This is a genomic window from Compostibacillus humi (genome assembly GCF_014637175.1).
GTDB lineage: Bacteria > Bacillota > Bacilli > Bacillales > Amphibacillaceae > Oceanobacillus > Oceanobacillus humi.
Genome location: NZ_BMEV01000002.1, coordinates 48,313 through 70,414 on the forward strand (window position 1 = coordinate 48,313; position 22,102 = coordinate 70,414).

Below are 22,102 nucleotides of genomic sequence, written 5' to 3' on the forward strand. Positions count from 1 at the left end.
TTTATACCTACTGCTATTTCGGCATAAATCCTCAGGAATGTCTTTCATTAGCCCTTTCTGGAAAATGCTTTCAGCCGCGGCATTTTCTCTCTAGACAGAGTCTGCTAATTACTCTTTCCTTCATCGGTATGTCGAATATACGTACTTTTTTAATGATTATTATAATAAGCTTTCCACTGCAGATTGTCAAGACCGTTGTAATTTTTTCTTCAGCTTTTTCACTTCACCGATGGAAATTCCGAACTCTTCAGCAATTTCCATATAATTTGTCTGATCTTGCATCTCTACAAACTGGTGGAGATTTACGCCGAAAATATCCTTATTGTTGGCTGTATGATAATGTTTATCTTGCATACGCATCGGGTCATCCTCCTTTAGTTATATCTATCTTTGCCTATCGGAGGGATTTTTATTATACTTATGACGTAATCTTATTGCTAGCGGAGGTCATACTATATTGTTAAAAAGGACATGCAGTATCATCTTCATTTTTTTTCTGCTCCTTTCCCATGCAATTCCTATCCATGCCATGTATATTACCGTAACTGCTGACGGACTCAATGTACGCAGCGGTCCAGGATTGGACTATCCGATTATCGGCAAGGTCAATTCTGGAGAGGAATTTTCCGTTCTACAACAAGAGGGAGAATGGATTAAAATTACATATAACAATGAAGCTGGATGGGTAAACAAACAATATGTAACCATTGCCGGCCCGAAAGAAAACAATTCCAGTCCGCCGCTCTCAAACATTACGGTAGAATTGGATAATATTCATATCCGCAGCGGTCCGTCAACGGAAAGCGACATCATTTACTTTGCCAAAAAAGGAGAATCGTTTCAAGTCCTTTCTGAAACAGAAGAATGGTATGAAATTGTAAATGAAAATGTGCATGGATTCGTATATAAACCGTTTGTAACAAACAAGGAACATAGAGAAATGCAGCTATCCGATATTGGGGTTGTCATCGATGCAGGACACGGAGGGCATGATGTTGGCGCAATCGGGGCAACTGGATCATACGAAAAGGATTTTACGTTTGCGACGGCATTAAAACTAAAGGAAAAACTGGCTTCGATTGGCGCCACCGTATATATGACAAGAGAAAAGGACGAATTCATTTCCCTTGCTTCCCGGGTAAGCTATGCCAATATGACCGATGCCGATGTTTTCCTAAGCATTCATTACAATAGCTTTGCCGAACAGCCTGACGTTATCGGCATCGAAACATTCTACAACCAGGAACAAAATAAAATGCTCGCCCAAATGATACAGGAAGAGATTATAAAAGAAACAGGAGATAAGGATCGGGGCATTACTTTCGGCGACTTTTATGTGCTGCGGCAAACGATGAAACCGGCTCTTTTAATCGAATTAGGATTCCTTTCCAATATCGAGACGGAAGAAAATTTAAAGATGGATTGGTATCAGCAAAAAATTGTCAATGGCATTTTGAAAGGATTGCAAAAATATTTTTCTGCTTTCTGACCGATGCAATAAAAAATGGGAGTGACGCACTCCCATTTTTCTTGTTCCTATTTTTCTTTCGATTCGATAATGATTGTTACCGGCCCGACGTTCGTCAAGCGGACGTCCATCATTGCGCCAAATTTCCCCGTTTCCACTTTAACACCGTATTGCCGCAGTTTTTCGTTTAGCAATTCATACATCCGGTTAGCATATTCCGGTTTCGCTGCTTTGACAAAACTCGGTCTTCTGCCTTTTCGCGTATCCGCATATAATGTAAATTGGGAAATAGACAGGATACTGCCGTTCACGTCCAAAATGGAACGGTTCATTTTCCCTTCGTCATCTTCAAAAATGCGCAAGTGTACAATTTTATTCGCCAAATACTCCACGTCTTCTTCCGTATCATCGTGCTTAACGCCAACTAATAAGACAAAACCGTTTTCTATTTCTCCAATTACTTCCGAATCGACGGTGACACTGGCATCTATAGCCCGCTGCAACACTGCTTTCATTATGCTAATCTCCTTTAATGCAATATTCTTGTAACACTGTATACATCTTTAATCCGTTTAATTCGATCCACCACTTGCCGTAAATGGCTTGTATTATGAATTAGAATCGTAATTTGGATGGTAGCAATTTTATTCCGGTCGGACCGTCCGTTGACATGGGTAAGGTTCGTCTTCATCTCATTAATCGCCATTAAAACCTCATTTAGCAAGCCGCGCCGGTCATAGGCGGTTACTTCAAGGTCGACATGATACTGTTTCGTATCTGTTTGTTCATTGATCCACTCAACACGCAAATGGCGTTCTTTCGCTTTTTCCGTTAATATATTTGGGCAATCGGTACGGTGAATGGAAACGCCTCTGCCCTTCGTAATATAGCCGATAATTTTGTCTCCAGGTACCGGATTGCAGCATTTCGCAAGCCTTACAAGCAGATTGTCTACCCCTTCTACCCGGACTCCCGAATCCTTTCGGTTTTCTTTTTTCCAGGAAGTTTCCGTCTTTACTTCATCAAGCGTTTTTTCTAAGTCTTTTTCTTTTTGCTGCTGTTCGCGTATCTTTTCTGTCAGCCGCGTTGCAATAAGAGATGCGGTAATTCCTTGATAGCCGACAGCTGCATACATATCATCTTCATTCGTAAAATTAAACCGTTCAAGAACCCGCTGAACATTTTCCGGCGTCAGCACGTCCTTCGGATTGAGCTGCATTGCGCGAATTTCCTTGTCAACGGCTTCTTTCCCTTTCAGGATATTTTCTTCTTTCCGCTGTTTTTTGAAAAATTGCTTGATTTTGCTTTTTGCCTGAGAAGTCTGGGTAATTTTTAACCAATCCTGGGATGGCCCGTAAGAGTGTTTGGACGTTAAAACTTCGACAATATCACCGTTTTTCAGTTTATAATCTAACGGTTCGATTTTTCCGTTTATTTTTGCACCAACTGTCCGATTTCCTATTTCCGTATGAATTTTATAGGCAAAGTCTAACGGTACAGAACCGGCCGGAAGTTCAATGACATCCCCTTTCGGTGTAAACACGTATACCATATCGGAAAACAAGTCAACCTTTAATGATTCGATAAATTCTTCCGCATCATGGGTTTCACTTTGCCATTCCAATATTTCCCGGAATAAGGTCAGCTTTTCTTCAAAGGATTTGCTGCCTTTCTTTACTTGTTTTCCTTCTTTATATGCCCAATGGGCTGCAATACCGTATTCAGCAATTTCATGCATTTCCTTTGTGCGGATTTGCACTTCCAATGGGTCACCTTTCGGTCCAATCACCGTGGTGTGTAAAGATTGGTAAAGATTTTGTTTCGGCATGGCGATATAATCTTTAAATCTGCCCGGCATCGGTTTCCAGTTCGTATGGATAATGCCGAGAACAGCATAGCAGTCTTTAATGCTGTTGACGATGATTCGTATCGCCAACAAATCATAGATTTCATTAAACTGTTTGTTTTGTTTTACCATTTTTTGGTAAATACTGTAGATGTGTTTTGGCCTGCCGGACATTTCCGCCTTTATCGATACCCGCTCTAACTCTTCTGAAATCTCAGAAATTACTTCTTGGATATATTTTTCCCTTTCTTCCCTTTTCTGCTTCATTAAATGGACAATTCGATAATACTGCTGCGGATTAAGGTACCGGAGGGAAGTATCTTCCAATTCCCATTTAATCGTGGAAATACCAAGGCGGTGGGCCAGCGGGGCAAAAATTTCCAACGTTTCATTTGCTTTCTGTCGTTGCTTTTCCGGAGGCAAATATTTTAGCGTCCGCATGTTATGCAAACGGTCTGCAAGCTTAATTAATATTACCCGAATATCCTTCGCCATGGCGACAAACATTTTCCGATGGTTTTCTGCCTGCAGCGCTTCTTTCGACCGGTACTGGATTTTTCCTAATTTGGTTACGCCGTCAACGAGCATCGCCACTTCCCGGTTAAAGGCTTTCTCTAAATCTTCTAATGAAATGGAAGTATCTTCAACTACATCGTGCAAAAAGCCACAGGCAACGGTTTCTGCATCCATTTCCAAGTTAACTAGAATGCCCGCTACTTGCACAGGATGGATAATATACGGTTCTCCCGATTTCCGATACTGATCTTTATGCGCATTGTACGCATATTCGTAGGCACGATAAATAAATTCCACGTCCTCATCGGAAAGATAGGTTTTTGCTTTATGGATAATATCATCAATCGTTACGTTTTCATCTTTTGCCATAAGATCACCTTTAATTTTTGGAGGTTTTATATAAAAGCTATGTTTATCAGACGTTTTTTGATAAACATAGCAGCTCCGTTACTAGATTCATTTATTAAATATTTTTATTATAGGACAATTTTATCATACTGTCCAACGCAGGATGAACTACAATACTCGCATTAAAATACGGAAATAGGTCTGACCAAAACATGTCAGACCTAAATTTTATGACTGTTAATAGCTCATTAAAGTCAGGACATCATAGCCTTTTAATTTATCCATTCCGTCCAAGTAGCTTAACTCGACAAGGAAAGCACAGCCAACGACGATTCCGCCAAGTTCTTCTACTAATTTGATTGTCGCTTCGATTGTACCGCCGGTTGCCAATAAGTCATCCGTTACAAGAACACGCTGTCCAGGTTTAATCGCATCTTTATGAATGGTAAGCACATTTCGGCCATATTCTAAACCATAGTCAACTTTGATGACCTCACGGGGCAACTTCCCTTCCTTCCGGACTGGAGCAAATCCGACGCCTAAAGCGTAGGAAACGGGACAGCCAATGATAAACCCGCGAGCCTCTGGACCGACTACAAGATCAATTTTCTTCTCTTTCGCAAATTGAACAATTTCATCAATTGCTGATTTGAATGCTTCGCCGTTATTCATAAGCGGTGTAATGTCTTTAAAACTGATTCCTTCTTTCGGATAATCTTCCACAATTTCAATATATTGTTTATAGTCCATATGCTGGTTCCTCCTTGCGATTATCGATATGGTCCATACAGCTGGCGAACCACGTTTTTAATTCGTCATAATTAGAATAATACAGCTTTTTTTCGATTTCCATCTGTTTCAGGCGTTTTTGGTAGGTCGGTGAATTTTGCAAATCCTGCTTTTTCGGATTTGGATTTATATAAATGACACCTTGTTTGACTCTTACAAAATCCAATTCGGAAAATACTTTTGTAAGAAAAATTATTTTTTCCTTGCTCCAGCCCTTTTCCCGTTTAAGCCAATCCAAGTGTTGCTTTAGATCCACCGCTTGATGCTTGCGGACAAACGCATAAAACCAAACGAATTCTTCCCGGGATGGAAACGACTGTAAGTATGCTCCCTGATTCATATAGTAACATACATAGATATTCCAGGGCTTCGTTTTTTGAACAATTTTCTTTAAATCCGCCATGTCTTCCGGCAAATCATAAATATATAATGAATCCGTCTCCGGGATATCATTCACATCTGTACGATACGTAATTTGCTGTACGTATTCTTCCGATGAATTAATTTCGTTAAAAACGGCAATACTGTTTCCATTTGATGGAAGTACAGGCTGAAAATGCCTTTTACCCCGAAAATCAAATAATTGCCATTCATCAATTTTCATATCATGAATCATTATCTGAAATCTTTTTACATTATTCCATTCATTAATGCCCAATTCTCCTGCGATGGAAACTTCCGCCCGCTCGGAAATATTATTTTTATATTCGCCCAGACCAAAACCGATTCCTTCTAATTGGTATCCATCCTCTTGAAAGAGCATTTTTAAATGGTTCTTTGTGCTGCCAATTTGACGGACTTCCATTGGAACGCCAGTAAATTGAAAAACCGGTTTTGGATTGCTCATCCCAAATGGAGCCATTGATTCCATTTCCCGGATTAAATGCTCACTTATTTCCGAAATGGACAATTGATGGGCGATCTCAATTTGTTGTTTAAAATCTTCTTCTGTAAGTTCTTCTTGAATAAACTGATTTAATTTTTCTTTCACTAATGAAATATTTTCCACCGGCAATGTCATTCCCGCCGCTTGGTGATGACCGCCAAAATGGGTGAACAGCTCACGAATCCGCATTCCATGTTCAAACAAATCAAATGCTGGGATGCTGCGTGCTGACCCCTTCGCTTCCTGTTTGTCCTTTTTAATCGTCAGTACGATGGCGGGCCGGTCAAATTTTTTCACTAGTTTGGAGGCAACAATGCCGAGAACGCCTTCATTCCATCCTTCTTTTGCCACGACTAAAACGTCCGATTTTTCTTCCTTAATCATTTCCTCCGCTTCAATTACAATTTCTTGCACGATCTGTTTTCGGAGTTCATTAATCTCTTCCAATTCCTTTGCGATATCCTTTGCTTCTTCCAGCTGTTCCGTCATGAACAGTTCCACTGCAAGACTTGCATCCTGCAGCCGGCCGACCGCATTAATTCGCGGACCGAGGGAAAAGCCGACATCTTGTTCATTAACCTTGCCATCAATTTGGCTTACTTCTTTCAACGCTTGAATTCCCGGATTTTTCGTATTGCTTAGTGCTTCTAACCCGTGGTAGGCCAATATGCGATTCTCTCCGATAAGAGGAACTAAATCAGCAATGGTACCGATGGCAGCAAAAGGCAATAAGTGTTCCGGGAAATAGCCGAGCAATGCTTCCGCAAATTTGAATGCCACTCCTACTCCAGCCAAATCTTTAAACGGATAATCAGGGGAACATTTCGGATGCAAAATGGCATAAGCATCCGGCAGTTCGCTTTGGATTTCATGGTGGTCGGTTATAATGACATCGATTCCTAATTTATTGGCAACATCCACTTCATGGACGGCAGCAATGCCGGTATCGACTGTAATAATCAAGGAATAACCGTTTTTATATGCTTCCATAAAAGCTTCTTCGTTTGGTCCGTATCCTTCAGTAAAGCGATTCGGTATATAGTAATCTGCTTTTGCATTCAATTCCTTTAATGTTTTTAGCATTACGGCTGTTGAACTGACCCCGTCGGCATCATAATCGCCGTAAATTAGAATTTTTTCATCATCCTGTATCGCCTGATGAACCCGGTCGACTGCTTTTTCCATCGACTGGAGCAGATTTGGATTATGTAAATCTTCTAACCGGGGAGACAAAAATTTATCAGCCTGCTCCATCGTCGTTATACCTCTTTGCAGTAGGAGCTTTTTCATGATGGGGGATATTCCTTCCAGTTCATTGATCCCTGTCGTTGTTGACGTATCGATATATTTCCAATTGCATTTGCTTTTTAACATAGATTCACCCCTGACTTATTTATTATACAAGAGAGAGATTTTAGGGGCAATTGGCAAAATGCTTTTAGCATAGCAAGGCTACACTTAAAAGCAAATAAACCCTTATTAACGAATCGTCAATAAGGGTTTTGCCAATTAAGTTACACTTGCGGACCTTCTACCCGTTTTTTCTTTGTAAAATCGAGAGGTTTTTCTTTAATAAATTTTCCTCTCCAAACGAGCCATAATTGGGCTGCTAAAATTAATGACGAATACATTCCTGCAATCAGGCCGATTGCAATTGCCAATGCAAAGGTGAAAATGGAAGAGGCTCCCAATACTAAGAATGCAACAACAGCAATTAGCGTTGTAATTGTTGTATTTAATGTCCTTGTAAAGGATTGGACGATGCTTCGATTAATAATTTCCGCCAGAACTTTAAAGGACCTGACCCGTTTATGGTGACGGATATTTTCCCTTACCCGGTCAAAAATAACGATCGTATTATTGATCGAATATCCGACAATCGTTAATATTGCCGAAACAATCGTAATGTCAAATTCCATTTGGGTTATGCTAAACAAGGTCAACATAATAAATACATCGTGAAGCAACGCAATGACTGCCGTAATTCCAAAGAAAATTTCAAAGCGAAACGCTACATAAATAATCATAAATATTGCAGCAATCCCAACGGCATAAATCGCATTTTTAACGAGTTCCTCTCCGACAATCGGAGAAACGACACTAATGGTCGGTTCTTGTCCGTATTCATTTTTGAAATGGTTTTGTACTTCGGCGATTTGCTCCTCTGATAATACCGTATCAAATCGGGAAACAGCACTTGTTTGGTCTCCGGATAATACGATCGATTTCGGATCTAGCTTTAATTTTGCAAATTCCTCCTCAACCACTTCTGCAGTAACGGTAGTGTCCGCTACCACTTCTACTCGGGATCCGCTAGTAAAGTCAATGCCAGGATTGATTTTCAGCACAATTAAGGAAACGACTCCGACAATAACTGCTAAAGCCGTAACGAGGAAAAACTTTTTCCGGTTGCTGACAATATCCCTTTTTCTTCCAAAGATTGTCGGCTCCAGCTCGCCTTCATGAATATCTTGAATTTCTTTTTCCTTTACGCCAAACCAATTTTTCTTTTTGGATAAAAATCCGCTCTGAACCCAAAGTCCGAGCAGCAACCTTGTACCGTATACAGCGGTGAGAAAACTGACAAGGATGCTAATAATCAACATCGTCGCAAATCCTTTAACCGAACTCGTACCAAAGATAAACAGTACCGCCGCAGCGATTAACGTCGTAATATTGGCATCAAATATCGTTCTCAAGGAATTGCTCGTCCCTGCTTTAAAGGAACCTTTTACGGATTTTCCGACCCGAAGTTCTTCCTTGATCCGTTCAAAAGTAATCACATTGGCGTCCACTGCCATCCCAATCCCTAAAATAAGGGCAGCTATTCCGCTCAAAGTTAATACGCCATTCATTAAATTAAATACTAACAGTACCAAATAAGTATAAATAATGATATTAATCCCGGCGATGATACCTGGAAAACGATATACAGCAATCATAAATAAAATAATGATGGCGACACCGATGATACCGGCAAACACGGTTTCATTTAATGCTTCCTCACCAAATTGGGCTCCGACCGAGTTGGAATAAATTTCCGTCATATGGACCGGCAAGGAACCTGAATTAATGATGTTTGCCAACTGCTGTGCTGATTCTACGGTAAAATTGCCGCTAATCATAACATTCGTCGTGTTTAATGTTTCCGTTACCCTTGGGTCCGAAACAAATTTCGGATTTTCCTTTAATACTTCTTCCTTATAGGAATCCCCTTCCCGATAATCCATCCAGATGACAAGCACATTATCCGGCGACGGCATCGCGGCTATTTTTGATGTTACTTCGCCAAATTTTTTCGCATCCTTTAACTGCAACGTGACGATAGGTGCATTTGTATTCGGGTCGAAATCCTGCTTGGCGCTTCCTTCTTTAATATCGGTACCGCTTAGCAGCTCGTTATCGTTCACATCCCGAAAGGACAGTTGCGCAGACGTACCGATTAATTCCCGTGCTTGCTCCTGGTCTTCGATGCCTGCCAGCTGCACCCGGATTCGGTTTTCCCCTTCAATATTAATCACGGCTTCACTAATTCCGAGCCGGTTCACCCGGTCATTTAATGTTTCCACCGTTCCTTCCATCAAGCTGCGGGTAATTTCCTGAGTTTCATCAACAGGCTCCACTTCATACAGAATTTCAAATCCGCCCTGTAAGTCTAAGCCTAAACTTATATCTTTCGCTATCGGATTTATCGTTGTTCCAATCGTTAATGCAAATAGTAGTACGACTAGAAAAAAGGCAACGATTCTGCCTCTCTTTTTCATCCATTACTGCCTCCTTAATTACTTACAAATTTATGGCCATTAAAAAGTAATACCTTTTATGTATTCGAATCATCATTGCTTGTAACCGCAGTGATTGATGCCAGCAAATCATCCTCTTGATAGGATTGGACAGTGATATAGCTTAAATATGTACTCGTATTCAACTGTAAAATATCCTGTACAACTTTATATAACCTTTTTTCCGGATTGCCTTTCCATACTTTTTCCATTAAACAATTCCAAACATCTTCATAAGATGCTTCGTTATATCCTAACGTATGGAGTTCATTCACCTTACTCTCTATGGCAGGTTGTACTGTTTGTTTCCACGCTTCCACAGTCTGATAAATTTTCATGTTCCCCCTCCTACATTGGAGTAACAATATTGCTTGTCATGCTTGGCCTACTGTTATGCATATATATCATTGTATATGAATTTTTACTATTTGAGAAGTGAGGTCTTGACGATGGCCAAACAATCATTTTTACAAGGCGCGCTAATATTAATAGCTGCTGGCATTATTACCCGGTTTCTAGGATTTATTAACCGGATTGTACTCGCAAGGCTTTTGGGGGAAGAAGGAATGGGGCTATATATGATGGCATTGCCTACCCTATTTCTGGCGATGACGCTGACCCAAATCGGATTGCCGGTTGCTATCGCAAAGCGAATCTCCGAAGCGGAAGCGTTAGGAAATAGGAAAAAAGTGAAGCAGATATTAGTCGTGTCCCTTGCGATCACCTTTATTAGCAGCATCATCGTTACGATGATTATGGTCATTGGCAGTCCGTATATCGCAAAAACGTTATTAACGGATGAGCGGACGATGTATCCTTTGCTTGCCATCAGCCCGATTATCCCGATTACTGCAATTTCTTCCGTCATCCGCGGATATTTTCAAGGAAAACAAAACATGAAACCGCAAAGCTATGCTCAAGTGCTTGAGCAAATTGTTCGCATCCTTTTCGTATTCCTTTTCGTTTACTTGCTGCTTCCGTACGGCGTGGAATTTGCAGCTGCAGGGGCGATGTTTAGCGTGATTATCGGGGAATTTGTTTCTCTCCTCTATATGATCAAAATGTTCCAGTACAGTAAAAAAATCCGGATTCGGACCAACTTTTTTTCCTTCCTTCGTTCCAGCAAAGACACCATCAAACAATTATTTTCCATCGCATTGCCAAGTACAGGCAGCAGGATGATTTCTTCCCTCAGCAATTTTTTCGAACCGATACTCGTCGCACAGAGCCTGGCAATCGCTGGAGTGGCCGCAACCGTTGCCACAAAGCAATACGGGGAGTTGACCGGATTTGTACTTCCTTTATTATATTTGCCAACCTTTATTACCCATTCGTTGGCAATTGCCCTAGTCCCTTCGATTTCTGAAGCAGAAGCGAAAAATAACCGGAAATTAATCCATTATCGGATTCATCAGTCTATACGCATTTCCTTTGCTTCGGGTGCAATTGCAACCGTAATTTTAACCTTATTTTCTGTGCCGATTTTAACTTTTATGTACGGGACTGCGAATGCGAGCCATTATGTTATGTTTATGGCGCCTTTTTATATATTGTTGTATATTCAATCCCCGCTGCAAGCTGCATTGCAAGCATTAGACCTGGCTAAAAGTGCCATGTGGAACAGCTTAATCGGGGCGGTTGTAAAACTGACAATTCTATTCCTGCTTACTTCGAACCCAAATATCGGCATTTACGGTGTTGCCATTTCAATGAACGTTACAGTAGTCCTTATTACATTGCTGCACTTATTCACTTTGAAAAAGGCCATCGCGTATTACATTCCGGTCAAAGTATTGCTTAAGATGATTTTCCTTTTACTGGCGTCATTTCTTGCAGGATATGGGTTAATGCAATTATTTGAATCGGCGATCCATCAAGTTGGTATTTTTCTAATCGTCTTGCTTCTGTTCACCGGAATCTACCTTTTCATCCTATTTGCTTTAAAATTTGTCACAAAGGAAGAGCTTCAACAAATTCCTTTCTTGCAAAAATGGCTATCTTAAACTTCTATAATGCAAATTTGTGAATAGGATAGTGATAGGATGGACAAACAGGAAAGGAGGATGCAATTTGACGAGACAGTTGATTCATAGTCTGCTATTTGGCTGGATAGCGGTATTCGGATTAATTTTAGTTGCCAGTTTAATTGTCGCTGCATTGCTGAAATTTACTTCATTGGATGCACCTGCCTTAACGTGGATTACCCTCACAATCGGCGTCCTGTCCTTATTTATTGGCGGACTGATCGCAGGGCTCAAAGGAAAGGCAAAAGGGTGGGTCATCGGCGGAATTATCGGGATTGGATTTACATTATTTACATTTTTAGTACAGTACCTGGGCTACCAAACCGGCTTCTCCCTGCAGCAATCCCTCCATCATTTAGGGTATGTATTAGCAGCGGTAGTTGGCGGAATTATCGGGGTAAATGTCTCAAGCGACAGCAAATAAACGAAAAAGAAGTTAATCTGTTTAAGATTAACTTCTTTTTTATCGAATATGGAACTATGTATGATTAATTCTGTTTCACTTCGCGAACCGCGGAGCGGTCATAAGTAAGCTTTGTCCCATTTTCCGTTAAAAGCACAATCGTTGATTCGTCTAAAGAATGAATCTTTCCATGGAATCCGCCGATTGTAATTACCTCATCGCCCTTTTGCAAATTATTTTGCATTTCCTGCACTTGGCGCTGACGCTTTTGCTGAGGCCGAATGAGTAAAAAGTAAAAAATAACAAACATTAAAATAATCGGTGCCAAAGAAACGAGCATTTCCATACTTTCTTCCCCTCCTTTCCATAAAGAAAGAAAATCAGAAGTTCTTTGCATTCGGTTTATTAAACCCGTAACGTTCAAAGAATTCTTCTCTGAAATCACCAAGCCGATCTTCTGAAATTGCAGCTCGAACTTGCTTCATTAATTTTACCAGAAAATATAGATTATGATAAGTAGTAAGTCTAAATCCAAACGTCTCATTGCACTTAATGAGATGGCGGATGTACGCTCTAGTATAATTTTTGCAAACGTGGCAGTCACAATGTTCATCGATCGGGCGAAAATCTTTCGCGTATTTCGCATTCCTTACGACGAGTCTGCCGGTAGAAGTCATACACGTTCCATTACGGGCAATCCGCGTTGGCAGCACACAGTCAAACATATCTATACCACGAATCGCTCCATCTATCAAGGAATCTGGTGAACCTACCCCCATTAAATACCTCGGCTTGTCCGCCGGCAAAAGGGGAGTAGTAAATTCCAGCACCCGGTTCATGACCTCTTTCGGCTCTCCAACCGATAGACCGCCCACCGCGTATCCTGGAAAATCTAACGAGACTAAATCTTGCGCGCTCATTTTTCGCAAATCTTCAAACTCCCCGCCTTGCACAATGCCAAACAGCCCTTGTTCCTCTGGCCGTTCATGGGCTTTCAGACATCTTTCGGCCCAGCGGGACGTCCGCTCAACGGATTGCTTCATGTATTCATAGGTTGCCGGATAAGGCGGACATTCATCAAAAGCCATCATAATGTCCGAACCGAGGGCGTTTTGAATTTGCATTGCCTTCTCCGGTGATAAAAATAATTTATCCCCGTTTAGATGATTCCGAAAATAAACCCCTTCCTCTGTAATCTCCCGCATATCGCTTAAGCTAAATACTTGGAATCCGCCGGAATCTGTTAATATGGCTCCTTTCCAGTTCATAAAAGAATGGAGTCCGCCCGCTTCTCTGATAATTTCTTCTCCAGGACGAAGCCATAAATGATACGTATTGGACAAAATAATTTTTGCATCGATTTGTTCCAATTCTTCCGGGCTCATCGTCTTGACCGTCGCCAAAGTGCCGACTGGCATAAAGGTCGGTGTATCAAAAGAGCCATGGGGAGTATGAACCCGGCCGAGTCTCGCTCCTGTCTGTTTATCTGTTTTAATTAATTCGTACGTAATCGGTGTCATGTGTAAAACTCCTTTTAAATAATTAGCATGGCATCGCCAAAACTAAAAAACCGGTACTTTTCTTTCACTGCTTCCTCGTACGCCTTCATAATAAATTCCTTGCCGGCAAAGGCGCTGACAAGCATAATCAGCGTTGATTTTGGCAGATGAAAGTTGGTGATTAATCCATCGATTGCCCGGAAACGATAAGGGGGATAGATAAATATATCTGTCCAGCCGCGGGATTCCGTAAAAATACCATCGTAGTCCCGTGCAATCGTCTCCAGCGTCCGTGTAGACGTAGTGCCGACAGCTATAATCTTTCCGCCGTTTCTCCGGGTTTCATTGAGCACTTTCGCCGTTTCTGCTGATAAGGAATAAAATTCCTTATGCATTTCGTGTTCTTCCACCGTTTCCGCACTGACCGGACGAAAGGTGCCTAAACCGACATGAAGCGTCACATAAGCAATCGTAACGCCCTTTTCCTTTATGTTTTGCAGCAACTCTTCTGTAAAATGCAATCCTGCAGTAGGAGCCGCTGCAGAACCTTCTTCTTTCGCATATACCGTCTGGTATCTTTCCTTCTCCGGAAGCTGTTCTTTAATGTAAGGCGGCAATGGCATCTCTCCCAGTTTATCTATCACTTCATAGAAAATGCCGTCATAATGAAAATTCAACATTCTGCCGCCGTGATCTAATTCTTCTAAACAGGTGGCTGTTAGCAGACCATCGCCAAAAATGATTTCCGTTCCCTGCTTAATCCTTTTGGCAGGCTTAACCAAAGTTTCCCAAACATCTTTTTCCGCCTGATGAAGCAATAGTACTTCAATTTTAGCCCCTGTATCTTTCTTTATTCCATACAGACGGGCGGGCAATACCTTCGTATTATTTAAAACTAAGCAGTCTCCCGGATTTAAGTAATGGATAATGTCAGAAAAATGCTTATGCTGAATGGTTTGCAAATTTTTGTCCAAGACCATTAATCGGGAACTGGAACGGTTTTTTAATGGGGTTTGTGCAATTAATTGTTCTGGCAAATGAAAATCAAATTCTGCAATATCCAATAGTACCTCTCCTAACTCATTTTAGAAACCGTGCAAAAAAGGATAAAACAATGGTCAAAATGATGCTGACAACGATGGAGGTGACAATGGGAAAATGAACTTGGACATTTCCGACTTTAAATTGGATATCTCCAGGAAGCCGGCCTATAAAATTCCATACGAGACCAATCATGAGAAATATAATCCCTATGATTATAAAAAGTTTACCCATATTCATTTTTCTTCATGCCTTTCCAACCCAAAATGTTCATAAGCCTTGCCTGTTACAACCCTTCCCCTCGGCATTCGCTGCAGGAAACCGATTTGCAGCAAATAGGGCTCATATACATCTTCAATCGTTTGCGCTTCCTCGCCAATCGTTGCCGCAATCGTATCTAATCCGACCGGACCGCCATGAAACTGTTCAATGATGCCCAGCAATAATTTATGATCCGTATGGTCCAGTCCGAGGGAATCGACCTGCAGCATCCGTAATGCTTCTTTTGTCGTTTCGATGCTGATTTCCTTTTCTCCCTTTACTTGCGAAATATCGCGTATCCGTCTTAGCAGACGATTGGCAATTCTCGGTGTTCCCCTCGACCTTTTTGCCACTTCGAATGCTGCCTCTTTTGTAATCGAAGTTTGAAAAATCTCTGCTGTCCGTTCCACAATCGAACATAAATCATCTGTTTCATAAAATTCCAGCCTGCTTAATACACCAAAGCGGTCCCTTAATGGCGCTGACAACAAACCTGCCCTCGTCGTTGCCCCGACTAATGTAAATGGTGGCAAATCAATGCGGACCGACCTTGCACTGGGGCCCGTACCGATAACGATGTCAAGGAAAAAATCCTCCATAGCCGGGTACAGCACCTCTTCCACCGTCCGGGGAAGGCGATGCACTTCATCGATGAACAGTACATCTCCCGGCTCCAATGACGATAAAATTGCCGCCAAATCCCCAGCCCGTTCTATCGCCGGACCGGAGGTGGACCGGAACTGGACTCCCATTTCGTTGGCGATGATGGCCGCCAGAGTTGTTTTCCCCAATCCGGGCGGCCCGTATAATAAGACGTGGTCTAATGGCTCGTTCCGCATTTTCGCTGCCTTAATAAAGATTTGCAAATTTTCCTTTACTTTATGTTGTCCGATATATTGGCGGAGAGTCGTCGGCCGCAAACTCATTTCTTCTGTCAATTCGTCATCCTGCAAATGGCCGTCTAATATTCGTTCTTCCACTCCTCTCCCTCCTTCCTATGTTTTTTGCAGCAAAGATAAAGCAGTGCGGATTAATTGATCCGTATTTTGTTTATCTTCCTTTTGCAATTCTGGAATAATATTTTTAATTTCCTTGTCCGAAAATCCAAGGGCTTTTAATGCTTCCAACGCATCGTCTAAATAAGACGCTTCCGTCAATTTTTCTGGTTTTGCCGCAGTAATAGAAAGCGCACTGTCTAATTTTCCTTTCAGATCCAATATAATTTGCCTTGCTGTTTTCTTGCCGATTCCGGGAAATTGAACTAAATATTTTTCATCCTCCCGCTCAACAGCAGCAACAAAAGCAGATACATCGACGGCGCTTAAAATTCCTAAAGCACTTTTCGGCCCGATGCCGGACACGGAGATGAGTTTCGTAAATAAGTGTTTTTCGTCGTTGGTCTGAAAACCATATAATATATGGGCATCCTCACGGACATAGTAATATGTATGAACAAAGACTTCCTCATCCATATGGGCTTGGAACCGGTATGGATTTGGACAAATAACTTCATAGCCAATCCCGTTCACATCAATAATTACAGATTCATCCTGGATTGTCGAAAGGACGCCCCTAACGTATGCTATCATGCCCTTCCCCTTTCCTGTATCTATTTTACACGACTCAATCTAATGAATAAACTTCCATTTCTGTTTCCAGAAATAGAAGTTTATTGCACTGAATTATTCTGCTAAATTATGGAAAATATCTTGAACGTCTTCGTTTTCTTCCAGCGTTTCCAACAGTTTGTTCATTTTTTCCATATCTTCTTCTGAGACTTGCTGCTCGTTTTGCGGTATTAAGGTCACTTCCCCTTCTTCGATGGAAAAGCCTAAATTTGTAAGATGATCGTATACCGACTGATAGGCATCCGGTTCGGTATATATTTCGTATGCATTATCGGTTTTAATCAAATCGTCTGCCCCGGCTTCCAATGCCTCTAAAGTCAGTTCGTCTTCATCAATTTCTCCAGCTTCATCCAAAATTAAAATATATCCTTTCCGGTCGAACATGAAGGATACACTTCCGCTTTCGCCAAGATTTCCGCCGTTTTTCTTGAATGCATGTCTCACTTCCGAGGCGGTTCGGTTTTTATTATCCGTCAGCGCATGGACGATGACGGCAACACCGCCAGGACCATATCCTTCATAGGTAATTTCTTCAAAACTTTTACCATCCAGGGCACCGGTTGCTTTTTTTATGGCCCGTTCGATATTGTCATTCGGCATATTGTCTGCCTTCGCTTTTTCCACGGCGGTCCGTAACGCCGGGTTCATCGAAAGATCACCGCCGCCTAATTTGGCTGCAGTGTAAATATTTTTCGCATGACGCATAAAAATTTTGCCTTTTTTGGCATCTTGAGCATTTTTGCGTCTTTGAATATTTTTCCATTTTGAATGTCCTGCCATCGGCCATTCCCCTTCCTTCCATTATCCTTTCTAACTATATCAAAAAAAACACGGTTAGAAAAGGATAAGGCAGGCGTTGATTCAATCCGCAAATCGTTCCGAGTTAAAGAAAATGTCCAGCTCGTCGTATTTGCTATGGTTAAAACGGGAATGGGTATTTTTCAAATGATGCCACTCCGCATCATCGGTAAAAATGATTATTTCCTTATTTGTATCCGGCACGATCTCTTTCACCCAAGCTTTGACCATCTCATTAGTTACTTTCTTTTCCCCGTCATCAGTGAGCATGACACCGACGACAATTTCCTTTTCGGTCGAGGCGACTTGAGCTTGAATAATCTGTTTATGCTTTCTCAATTCATTGGCAATGTGTTCCGTTTCTTCATTCGTATATGGGTCTGTATATCCGCTTTCACTATCCAAATGATTTACTTTTCGCTGCTCACTTTGGGCATACCCGCCGACATCGCCGATGGATTTCGGTTCCATATTGCTTCTTTCCGCCTTTTCCATCTTTGTTTCGTATTTTATCGGCGCGAGATTGTCCTTTGCTTGATCCGCAGGTTCTTCTTGCGGGCCGCAGCCAGCCATTAATACGAGCATAAATATAAGACTGATCCATTTTTTCATCATAAACAAACCTCCCTTTCCTATAGTTTGAGAAAGGGAGGATGAAATACACAGTTAATTTAAGGTAATCCAGTTATTTTCTTTTATATTGGGGGATGCTCGTCCGTTTATGTTCGGATCTTTGATGCAGTTTCTCGATTATTTCTCTATCTTTCGGCGGAACATCTTCCCCGTTCAAGTATGCATCAATGATGTCATATGTCGTGCCTAGCTCCGCTTCATCCGTTTGGTTTTCCCAAAGATCTGCACTAGGTGCCTTTTCAATTACCCGTTCAGGAACACCGAGGCTTTTTGCCATTTCTCGCACTTCTGCTTTGGAAAAATCTACAATCGGCAGCAAGTCTACTCCGCCATCTCCGTATTTTGTGAAATACCCGGTATACCATTCAGCTTTATTGTCAGTTCCGACGACTAAATATTGATAATTTGTTGCTACTGTATACAAAGCGCTCATTCTTAACCGTGCACGCAAATTTGCATTGGCAATTTGCTCCAAATTTTGATTAAAATCGTTTTTTTGTCCGATTTGTTCTTTAATGTGAGAAAACATAACCCGATGGGTTTCAGTTAAATCAATGGTAAGAGAGTTAATTCCGCACTGTTTGATTACTTCCTTCGCATCGGTTAAATGTTTTTCATCGGAATAAATCGGCATAATGACGCCTAATGAATGGTTGGGAGCTGCCAATTTAATTAAATTGGCTACGACAGCCGAATCAAGCCCTCCGCTCACGCCTACAACGAAGCCTTTTGCACCTGTCTTCTCCAGCTGTTCCCGCAGCCAATGAACAACATTTTGTATTTCTCGTTCCATTCCACTTCCTCCTTGGATGTATCTAACATAGACTCATTTTAGCCCAACGGTATGAATTCGTCTACTTTTCCTAAAGCTGCTTATACTATGTGCTCATTCATAGAGGGCTATGCAATTTTTTGCGCATATAAAAATGGACTGACATGTTCAGTCCATTTTGCACCTTACTGTTATTTTTCCTCTTCATTATTATTTTGTGTTGGTGAAAAATTCGGATAGGTCGGCGGTTTTGGGTATGTTTCACCAGAAGAAGGTTCTGGCCGAGGCATACCGTACATATACGGAAAATGTTGTGCTGCTCCGGCATCCATGTGCATCATATGCGGTCCCATCTCATGTTTTCCTCCTCCACACCCGCAATCTGGCATAGGGCTATGGTGCATTGGTGCAACATTAGGATGAAATGCCGGTTCCATGCAAGGCATCATCATTGGAAAACAAGGATGACATGGCATAACGTAATAGCAAGGTATCGGCTGAAAAGCGGGCTCCATCGGCACTGGCATTGGCAATGGAACAGGAGGCACTTGTTCTGGCATCTTTTCAGCAACCGGAGCTTTTTTCTCTTCCTTTTGAACAGGTTTTACCTCTTCTTTTACTTTTTTCTCTTCTTTTGGTACCGGTTTTATTTCCTCCTTCTTCTCTTCTGGCGGAAATATCGGCATGACTGGCATTTGAACATTTAACTGCTGCAAATCAAAATCAAGGGAAGGCATGGCAGGCATCTGGGGCATTGGTGTTTGAACGACCGGCATCTCTGGCTTAACAGGCTTTTTCTTTTGCACATCGTCTTCTTTCAAAACAGGCATCGGCTTTGGCGACATATCGTTATATGGCTTCTTCGTTTCTTTCTGAACAGTTGGCTTGGTGTCATGTTTTACTTGCTTCGTGGAAGTAGGTATTTTAATTTTCATGCCGGGCATAATCATATCCGGGCTTGCCAAATGGGAGTTTACAGCTTTCAGCTGTTCAAAATCAACCCCGTATTTTTTGGCAAGTTCCCATAATGTATCCCCTTTTTGAACAATGTGAATTTTCAAGTTCAACCATACTCCTTTCGTAAATTTGAACTGGGCTCATTACTATATCAACATATGCATCGCCAGTGAAAATGTTGACCTATCCCGAAACATTATCGAATAGGAGTATGGTTCAATCTCTTTTTTAAAAACTCATTTTTGCATCTTCCTGCACAAAAGTGAAGAATTACTATACTTGATTATACTTTAATATGGTAGACCGGGTATGTGCCTAAAATTGTAACTTGACAGCCGAGGGCTTCCAGTTCGGCCTTTACTCCCGGCAATAACACGTCATCGTATGGCTGATCGACATCGACGATAAAAAAGTAATTCCCCAGCCCTGTTTTCGTCGGCCGGGATTCAATTTTCGACAAGTTCATTTTTCGCCAGGCAAAGGCGGACAAAATTTGGTGCAATGCACCTGGTTCATCATTCGGCAAAGTGATCAATAACGTCGTTTTCTCTGTCTTGATTGGGTGTTTGATGTTTATTTTCCTTTTATCTTTCGTTAAAGCAATAAAACGGGTATGGTTATTCGGATAATCATGAATATTTTCCTTAAATATTTTCAGCTTATATTCTTCAGCAGCCAGTTTATTCCCGATTGCCGCTTTCAACGTGTCGCCGTTTTTCGCAACAAGCTCAGCGGCACTGCCAGTAGAAGGCGAAAATTGGATCGTTGCGTTAGGCAAATTTTTATGAATAAATTGATGGCATTGGGCAATGGCGTGGCTATGGGAATAAACCTCTTTTATATCTTGAAAATTACCGGAAAAATTCGGATGCACAAGCAAATGTTGCTGTATAGGGACAACAACTTCCGCCAAAATCGGCAGTCGCACTTGGTGAACTAAATAATCAACGGTCAGTTGTACTGTACCTTCGATGGCATTTTCCAGCGGGACGACTCCGATATCTATTTCTCCATTGTCTACCGCGTCAATGCATTCCGGTATAGTCGTAAATCCGATCTTTTTCTCCCCATTAAATGTATAATCTACCGCTAATTTCGTAAATGTTCCTTTTGGTCCTAAGTATCCGATTGTAGTCAAACAGGTTCCTCCTCTTTCATTGCTACCGTGATTACTCTATAAATTCAAATTCAAAATCTAATAGCCGGACCGTATCTCCGTCTTTCGCTCCCCGTTTGCGCAGGGCATCATCGACTCCCATTTGCCGCAGCTGTCTCGAAAACCGCTGAACTGCCTCATCTCTGGAAAAATCGGTCATCTTAAATAATTTTTCTATCCTTCCGCCTGATAGAACGAACGCTCCATCATCATCTCTGGAAATTTGAAACGGTTCTTCTTCTTTTTTGAATCGGTAAACTACTTCCTGTTCTGTATCTTCAAATTCTGGTGCCACTTTCGGTATTTCATCTAACTTGTCAGCAATCGCGAACAGTAATTCTCTGACACCTGACTTTGTAATAGCGGATATTTCGTACACTGGCGTATTTTCAGCGAGCCGTTCTTTAAATTGCTGCAAATTTTCTTTCGCGCCTGGCATATCCATTTTATTCGCAGCGATAATTTGGGGCCGCTGCAGAAGTTTTGGGTCGTATTCCTTTAGTTCTTCGTTAATTTTCACATAATCATCGTAAGGATCCCGTCCCTCCGTTCCTGCCATATCGATTACGTGGACGATTAATCGTGTCCGTTCCACATGGCGCAAAAACTGATGTCCCAAACCGACTCCTTGATGTGCCCCTTCAATCAGTCCCGGCAGGTCGGCCAGCACAAAACTGCGGTGGTCCTCCGTCTCCACTACCCCTAAATTTGGCGCAAGCGTAGTAAAATGATAATCGGCGATTTTCGGTTTTGCTGCACTGACTACAGAAAGAAGGGTTGATTTTCCGACACTCGGAAATCCGACTAACCCGACATCCGCTATCACTTTCAATTCTACGCGAATATTCCGCTCCTCCCCTGGTTCACCATTTTCAGCAAAATCCGGAGCAGGGTTGCGGGGCGAAGCAAACCGGGTATTTCCTCTTCCGCCCCGGCCGCCTTTTACAATAATTGCCCGCTGGCCGTGGGTCGTTAAGTCGGCAATGACTTCCCCTGTATCTTCGTCAATAACTGTTGTCCCAGGGGGAACAGGAACGATTAACGGTTCGGCATTTTTTCCATGCTGATTTTTGTTCATGCCGTTTTCTCCCCGTTTTCCTTTAAAATGCCGCTTATAACGGAAATCCATCAACGTATTTAACCCTTCATCCACTTCAAAAATAATATCTGCGCCATTTCCGCCATCGCCGCCGGCAGGGCCGCCTTTCGGAACGTATTTTTCTCTTCGGTAAGCTACAAGCCCGTTACCGCCGTCTCCTGCTTTCACATAAACTCGGACTTGATCGACAAACATA

General features: G+C 41.8%; 22 protein-coding genes and 1 other annotated feature (1 of these 23 cut by a window edge). Of the genes, 3 read left to right on the forward strand and 19 right to left on the reverse strand.

Annotated elements, in window-relative coordinates; translation table 11 throughout:
* Positions 1-133 (reverse strand) — a binding site (T-box leader); it reaches 82 nt to the left of the window's first position.
* 53 nt (positions 134-186) lie between these two features.
* On the reverse strand, positions 187-360 hold the full coding sequence (locus tag IEV18_RS00755; protein WP_188390451.1) for a helix-turn-helix domain-containing protein: 174 nt from the start codon (positions 358-360) through the stop codon (positions 187-189).
* A gap of 97 nt (positions 361-457) precedes the next feature.
* On the opposite strand from IEV18_RS00755, the gene IEV18_RS00760 reads away from it, so the two are divergent.
* On the forward strand, positions 458-1,489 hold the full coding sequence (locus IEV18_RS00760; RefSeq protein WP_188390452.1) for an N-acetylmuramoyl-L-alanine amidase family protein: 1,032 nt from the start codon (positions 458-460) through the stop codon (positions 1,487-1,489).
* 47 nt (positions 1,490-1,536) lie between these two features.
* On the opposite strand, the gene dtd is transcribed toward IEV18_RS00760, so the two are convergent.
* The 6 genes from dtd to IEV18_RS00790 all read right to left on the reverse strand — a co-directional run bounded on the left by dtd (position 1,537) and on the right by IEV18_RS00790 (position 9,973).
* Positions 1,537-1,983 (reverse strand): D-aminoacyl-tRNA deacylase, encoded by a 447-nt coding sequence (dtd, locus tag IEV18_RS00765; protein WP_188390453.1) that lies wholly within the window; start codon positions 1,981-1,983, stop codon positions 1,537-1,539.
* A 14-nt stretch (positions 1,984-1,997) separates the two neighbouring features.
* Positions 1,998-4,199 (reverse strand): RelA/SpoT family protein, encoded by a 2,202-nt coding sequence (locus tag IEV18_RS00770; protein ID WP_188390454.1) that lies wholly within the window; start codon positions 4,197-4,199, stop codon positions 1,998-2,000.
* Positions 4,200-4,415: 216 nt separating this feature from the next.
* On the reverse strand, positions 4,416-4,928 hold the full coding sequence (locus tag IEV18_RS00775; protein WP_188390455.1) for an adenine phosphoribosyltransferase: 513 nt from the start codon (positions 4,926-4,928) through the stop codon (positions 4,416-4,418).
* Positions 4,918-7,227 carry a single-stranded-DNA-specific exonuclease RecJ gene (gene recJ, locus IEV18_RS00780; protein ID WP_188390456.1) on the reverse strand — a complete coding sequence of 770 codons (2,310 nt, stop codon included), beginning with the start codon at positions 7,225-7,227 and terminating at the stop codon, positions 4,918-4,920. Before recJ ends, IEV18_RS00775 begins: the two co-directional genes overlap by 11 nt.
* A 140-nt stretch (positions 7,228-7,367) precedes the next feature.
* Positions 7,368-9,617 (reverse strand): protein translocase subunit SecDF, encoded by a 2,250-nt coding sequence (secDF, locus tag IEV18_RS00785; protein ID WP_188390457.1) that lies wholly within the window; start codon positions 9,615-9,617, stop codon positions 7,368-7,370.
* 56 nt (positions 9,618-9,673) lie between these two features.
* Positions 9,674-9,973 carry a post-transcriptional regulator gene (locus tag IEV18_RS00790; RefSeq protein ID WP_188390458.1) on the reverse strand — a complete coding sequence of 100 codons (300 nt, stop codon included), beginning with the start codon at positions 9,971-9,973 and terminating at the stop codon, positions 9,674-9,676.
* Positions 9,974-10,084: 111 nt separating this feature from the next.
* On the opposite strand from IEV18_RS00790, the gene spoVB reads away from it, so the two are divergent.
* Complete coding sequence (spoVB, locus tag IEV18_RS00795) at positions 10,085-11,638, forward strand: stage V sporulation protein B (RefSeq protein WP_188390459.1); 1,554 nt, start codon at positions 10,085-10,087, stop codon at positions 11,636-11,638.
* A gap of 67 nt (positions 11,639-11,705) precedes the next feature.
* On the forward strand, positions 11,706-12,083 hold the full coding sequence (locus IEV18_RS00800; protein ID WP_188390460.1) for a TIGR04086 family membrane protein: 378 nt from the start codon (positions 11,706-11,708) through the stop codon (positions 12,081-12,083).
* A gap of 64 nt (positions 12,084-12,147) precedes the next feature.
* Here the strand turns inward: IEV18_RS00800 and yajC are convergent, their stop codons facing one another.
* The 12 genes from yajC to obgE all read right to left on the reverse strand — a co-directional run bounded on the left by yajC (position 12,148) and on the right by obgE (position 22,101).
* On the reverse strand, positions 12,148-12,408 hold the full coding sequence (gene yajC / locus IEV18_RS00805; RefSeq protein WP_188390461.1) for a preprotein translocase subunit YajC: 261 nt from the start codon (positions 12,406-12,408) through the stop codon (positions 12,148-12,150).
* 34 nt (positions 12,409-12,442) lie between these two features.
* Entirely contained in the window at positions 12,443-13,582 is a 1,140-nt protein-coding gene (tgt, locus tag IEV18_RS00810) for a tRNA guanosine(34) transglycosylase Tgt (protein ID WP_188390462.1), read from the reverse strand.
* A 14-nt stretch (positions 13,583-13,596) separates the two neighbouring features.
* The gene (gene queA / locus IEV18_RS00815; protein WP_188390463.1) at positions 13,597-14,625 is read right to left on the reverse strand and encodes a tRNA preQ1(34) S-adenosylmethionine ribosyltransferase-isomerase QueA; all 1,029 of its coding nucleotides are present in this window, start codon (positions 14,623-14,625) and stop codon (positions 13,597-13,599) included.
* A 16-nt stretch (positions 14,626-14,641) separates the two neighbouring features.
* The gene (locus tag IEV18_RS00820) at positions 14,642-14,836 is read right to left on the reverse strand and encodes a DUF2905 domain-containing protein (RefSeq protein WP_188390464.1); all 195 of its coding nucleotides are present in this window, start codon (positions 14,834-14,836) and stop codon (positions 14,642-14,644) included.
* Positions 14,837-14,838: 2 nt separating this feature from the next.
* Entirely contained in the window at positions 14,839-15,843 is a 1,005-nt protein-coding gene (ruvB, locus tag IEV18_RS00825; protein WP_188390465.1) for a Holliday junction branch migration DNA helicase RuvB, read from the reverse strand.
* Between the two features lie 15 nt (positions 15,844-15,858).
* Complete coding sequence (ruvA, locus tag IEV18_RS00830; protein WP_188390466.1) at positions 15,859-16,452, reverse strand: Holliday junction branch migration protein RuvA; 594 nt, start codon at positions 16,450-16,452, stop codon at positions 15,859-15,861.
* A 93-nt stretch (positions 16,453-16,545) separates the two neighbouring features.
* Complete coding sequence (locus IEV18_RS00835; RefSeq protein WP_188390467.1) at positions 16,546-17,271, reverse strand: YebC/PmpR family DNA-binding transcriptional regulator; 726 nt, start codon at positions 17,269-17,271, stop codon at positions 16,546-16,548.
* An 81-nt stretch (positions 17,272-17,352) separates the two neighbouring features.
* Positions 17,353-17,904 carry a YhcN/YlaJ family sporulation lipoprotein gene (locus tag IEV18_RS00840; RefSeq protein ID WP_188390468.1) on the reverse strand — a complete coding sequence of 184 codons (552 nt, stop codon included), beginning with the start codon at positions 17,902-17,904 and terminating at the stop codon, positions 17,353-17,355.
* 70 nt (positions 17,905-17,974) lie between these two features.
* A complete protein-coding gene (gene nadE, locus IEV18_RS00845; RefSeq protein ID WP_188390469.1) occupies positions 17,975-18,715 on the reverse strand; it encodes an NAD(+) synthase in 741 nt (246 codons plus the stop codon).
* A 170-nt stretch (positions 18,716-18,885) separates the two neighbouring features.
* Complete coding sequence (gene safA, locus IEV18_RS17505; protein WP_188390470.1) at positions 18,886-19,755, reverse strand: SafA/ExsA family spore coat assembly protein; 870 nt, start codon at positions 19,753-19,755, stop codon at positions 18,886-18,888.
* Positions 19,756-19,934: 179 nt separating this feature from the next.
* The gene (gene pheA / locus IEV18_RS00855) at positions 19,935-20,789 is read right to left on the reverse strand and encodes a prephenate dehydratase (RefSeq protein ID WP_188390471.1); all 855 of its coding nucleotides are present in this window, start codon (positions 20,787-20,789) and stop codon (positions 19,935-19,937) included.
* A gap of 31 nt (positions 20,790-20,820) precedes the next feature.
* On the reverse strand, positions 20,821-22,101 hold the full coding sequence (gene obgE, locus IEV18_RS00860) for a GTPase ObgE (RefSeq protein ID WP_188390472.1): 1,281 nt from the start codon (positions 22,099-22,101) through the stop codon (positions 20,821-20,823).
* Between the last annotated feature and the right edge of the window lies 1 nt (position 22,102).

Coding starts and splice junctions, on each gene's coding strand:
- IEV18_RS00835 (WP_188390467.1), bottom strand. CDS start 17,271: ATGGCAGGACATTCAAAATGGAAAAATATTCAAAGACGCAAAAATGCT.
- nadE (WP_188390469.1), bottom strand. CDS start 18,715: ATGGAACGAGAAATACAAAATGTTGTTCATTGGCTGCGGGAACAGCTG.
- IEV18_RS00755 (WP_188390451.1), bottom strand. CDS start 360: ATGCGTATGCAAGATAAACATTATCATACAGCCAACAATAAGGATATT.
- IEV18_RS00820 (WP_188390464.1), bottom strand. CDS start 14,836: ATGGGTAAACTTTTTATAATCATAGGGATTATATTTCTCATGATTGGT.
- IEV18_RS00775 (WP_188390455.1), bottom strand. CDS start 4,928: ATGGACTATAAACAATATATTGAAATTGTGGAAGATTATCCGAAAGAA.
- recJ (WP_188390456.1), bottom strand. CDS start 7,227: ATGTTAAAAAGCAAATGCAATTGGAAATATATCGATACGTCAACAACG.
- IEV18_RS00790 (WP_188390458.1), bottom strand. CDS start 9,973: ATGAAAATTTATCAGACTGTGGAAGCGTGGAAACAAACAGTACAACCT.
- IEV18_RS00840 (WP_188390468.1), bottom strand. CDS start 17,904: ATGATGAAAAAATGGATCAGTCTTATATTTATGCTCGTATTAATGGCT.
- ruvA (WP_188390466.1), bottom strand. CDS start 16,452: ATGATAGCATACGTTAGGGGCGTCCTTTCGACAATCCAGGATGAATCT.
- yajC (WP_188390461.1), bottom strand. CDS start 12,408: ATGGAAATGCTCGTTTCTTTGGCACCGATTATTTTAATGTTTGTTATT.
- spoVB (WP_188390459.1), top strand. CDS start 10,085: ATGGCCAAACAATCATTTTTACAAGGCGCGCTAATATTAATAGCTGCT.
- tgt (WP_188390462.1), bottom strand. CDS start 13,582: ATGACACCGATTACGTACGAATTAATTAAAACAGATAAACAGACAGGA.
- obgE (WP_188390472.1), bottom strand. CDS start 22,101: ATGTTTGTCGATCAAGTCCGAGTTTATGTGAAAGCAGGAGACGGCGGT.
- IEV18_RS00770 (WP_188390454.1), bottom strand. CDS start 4,199: ATGGCAAAAGATGAAAACGTAACGATTGATGATATTATCCATAAAGCA.
- secDF (WP_188390457.1), bottom strand. CDS start 9,617: ATGAAAAAGAGAGGCAGAATCGTTGCCTTTTTTCTAGTCGTACTACTA.
- dtd (WP_188390453.1), bottom strand. CDS start 1,983: ATGAAAGCAGTGTTGCAGCGGGCTATAGATGCCAGTGTCACCGTCGAT.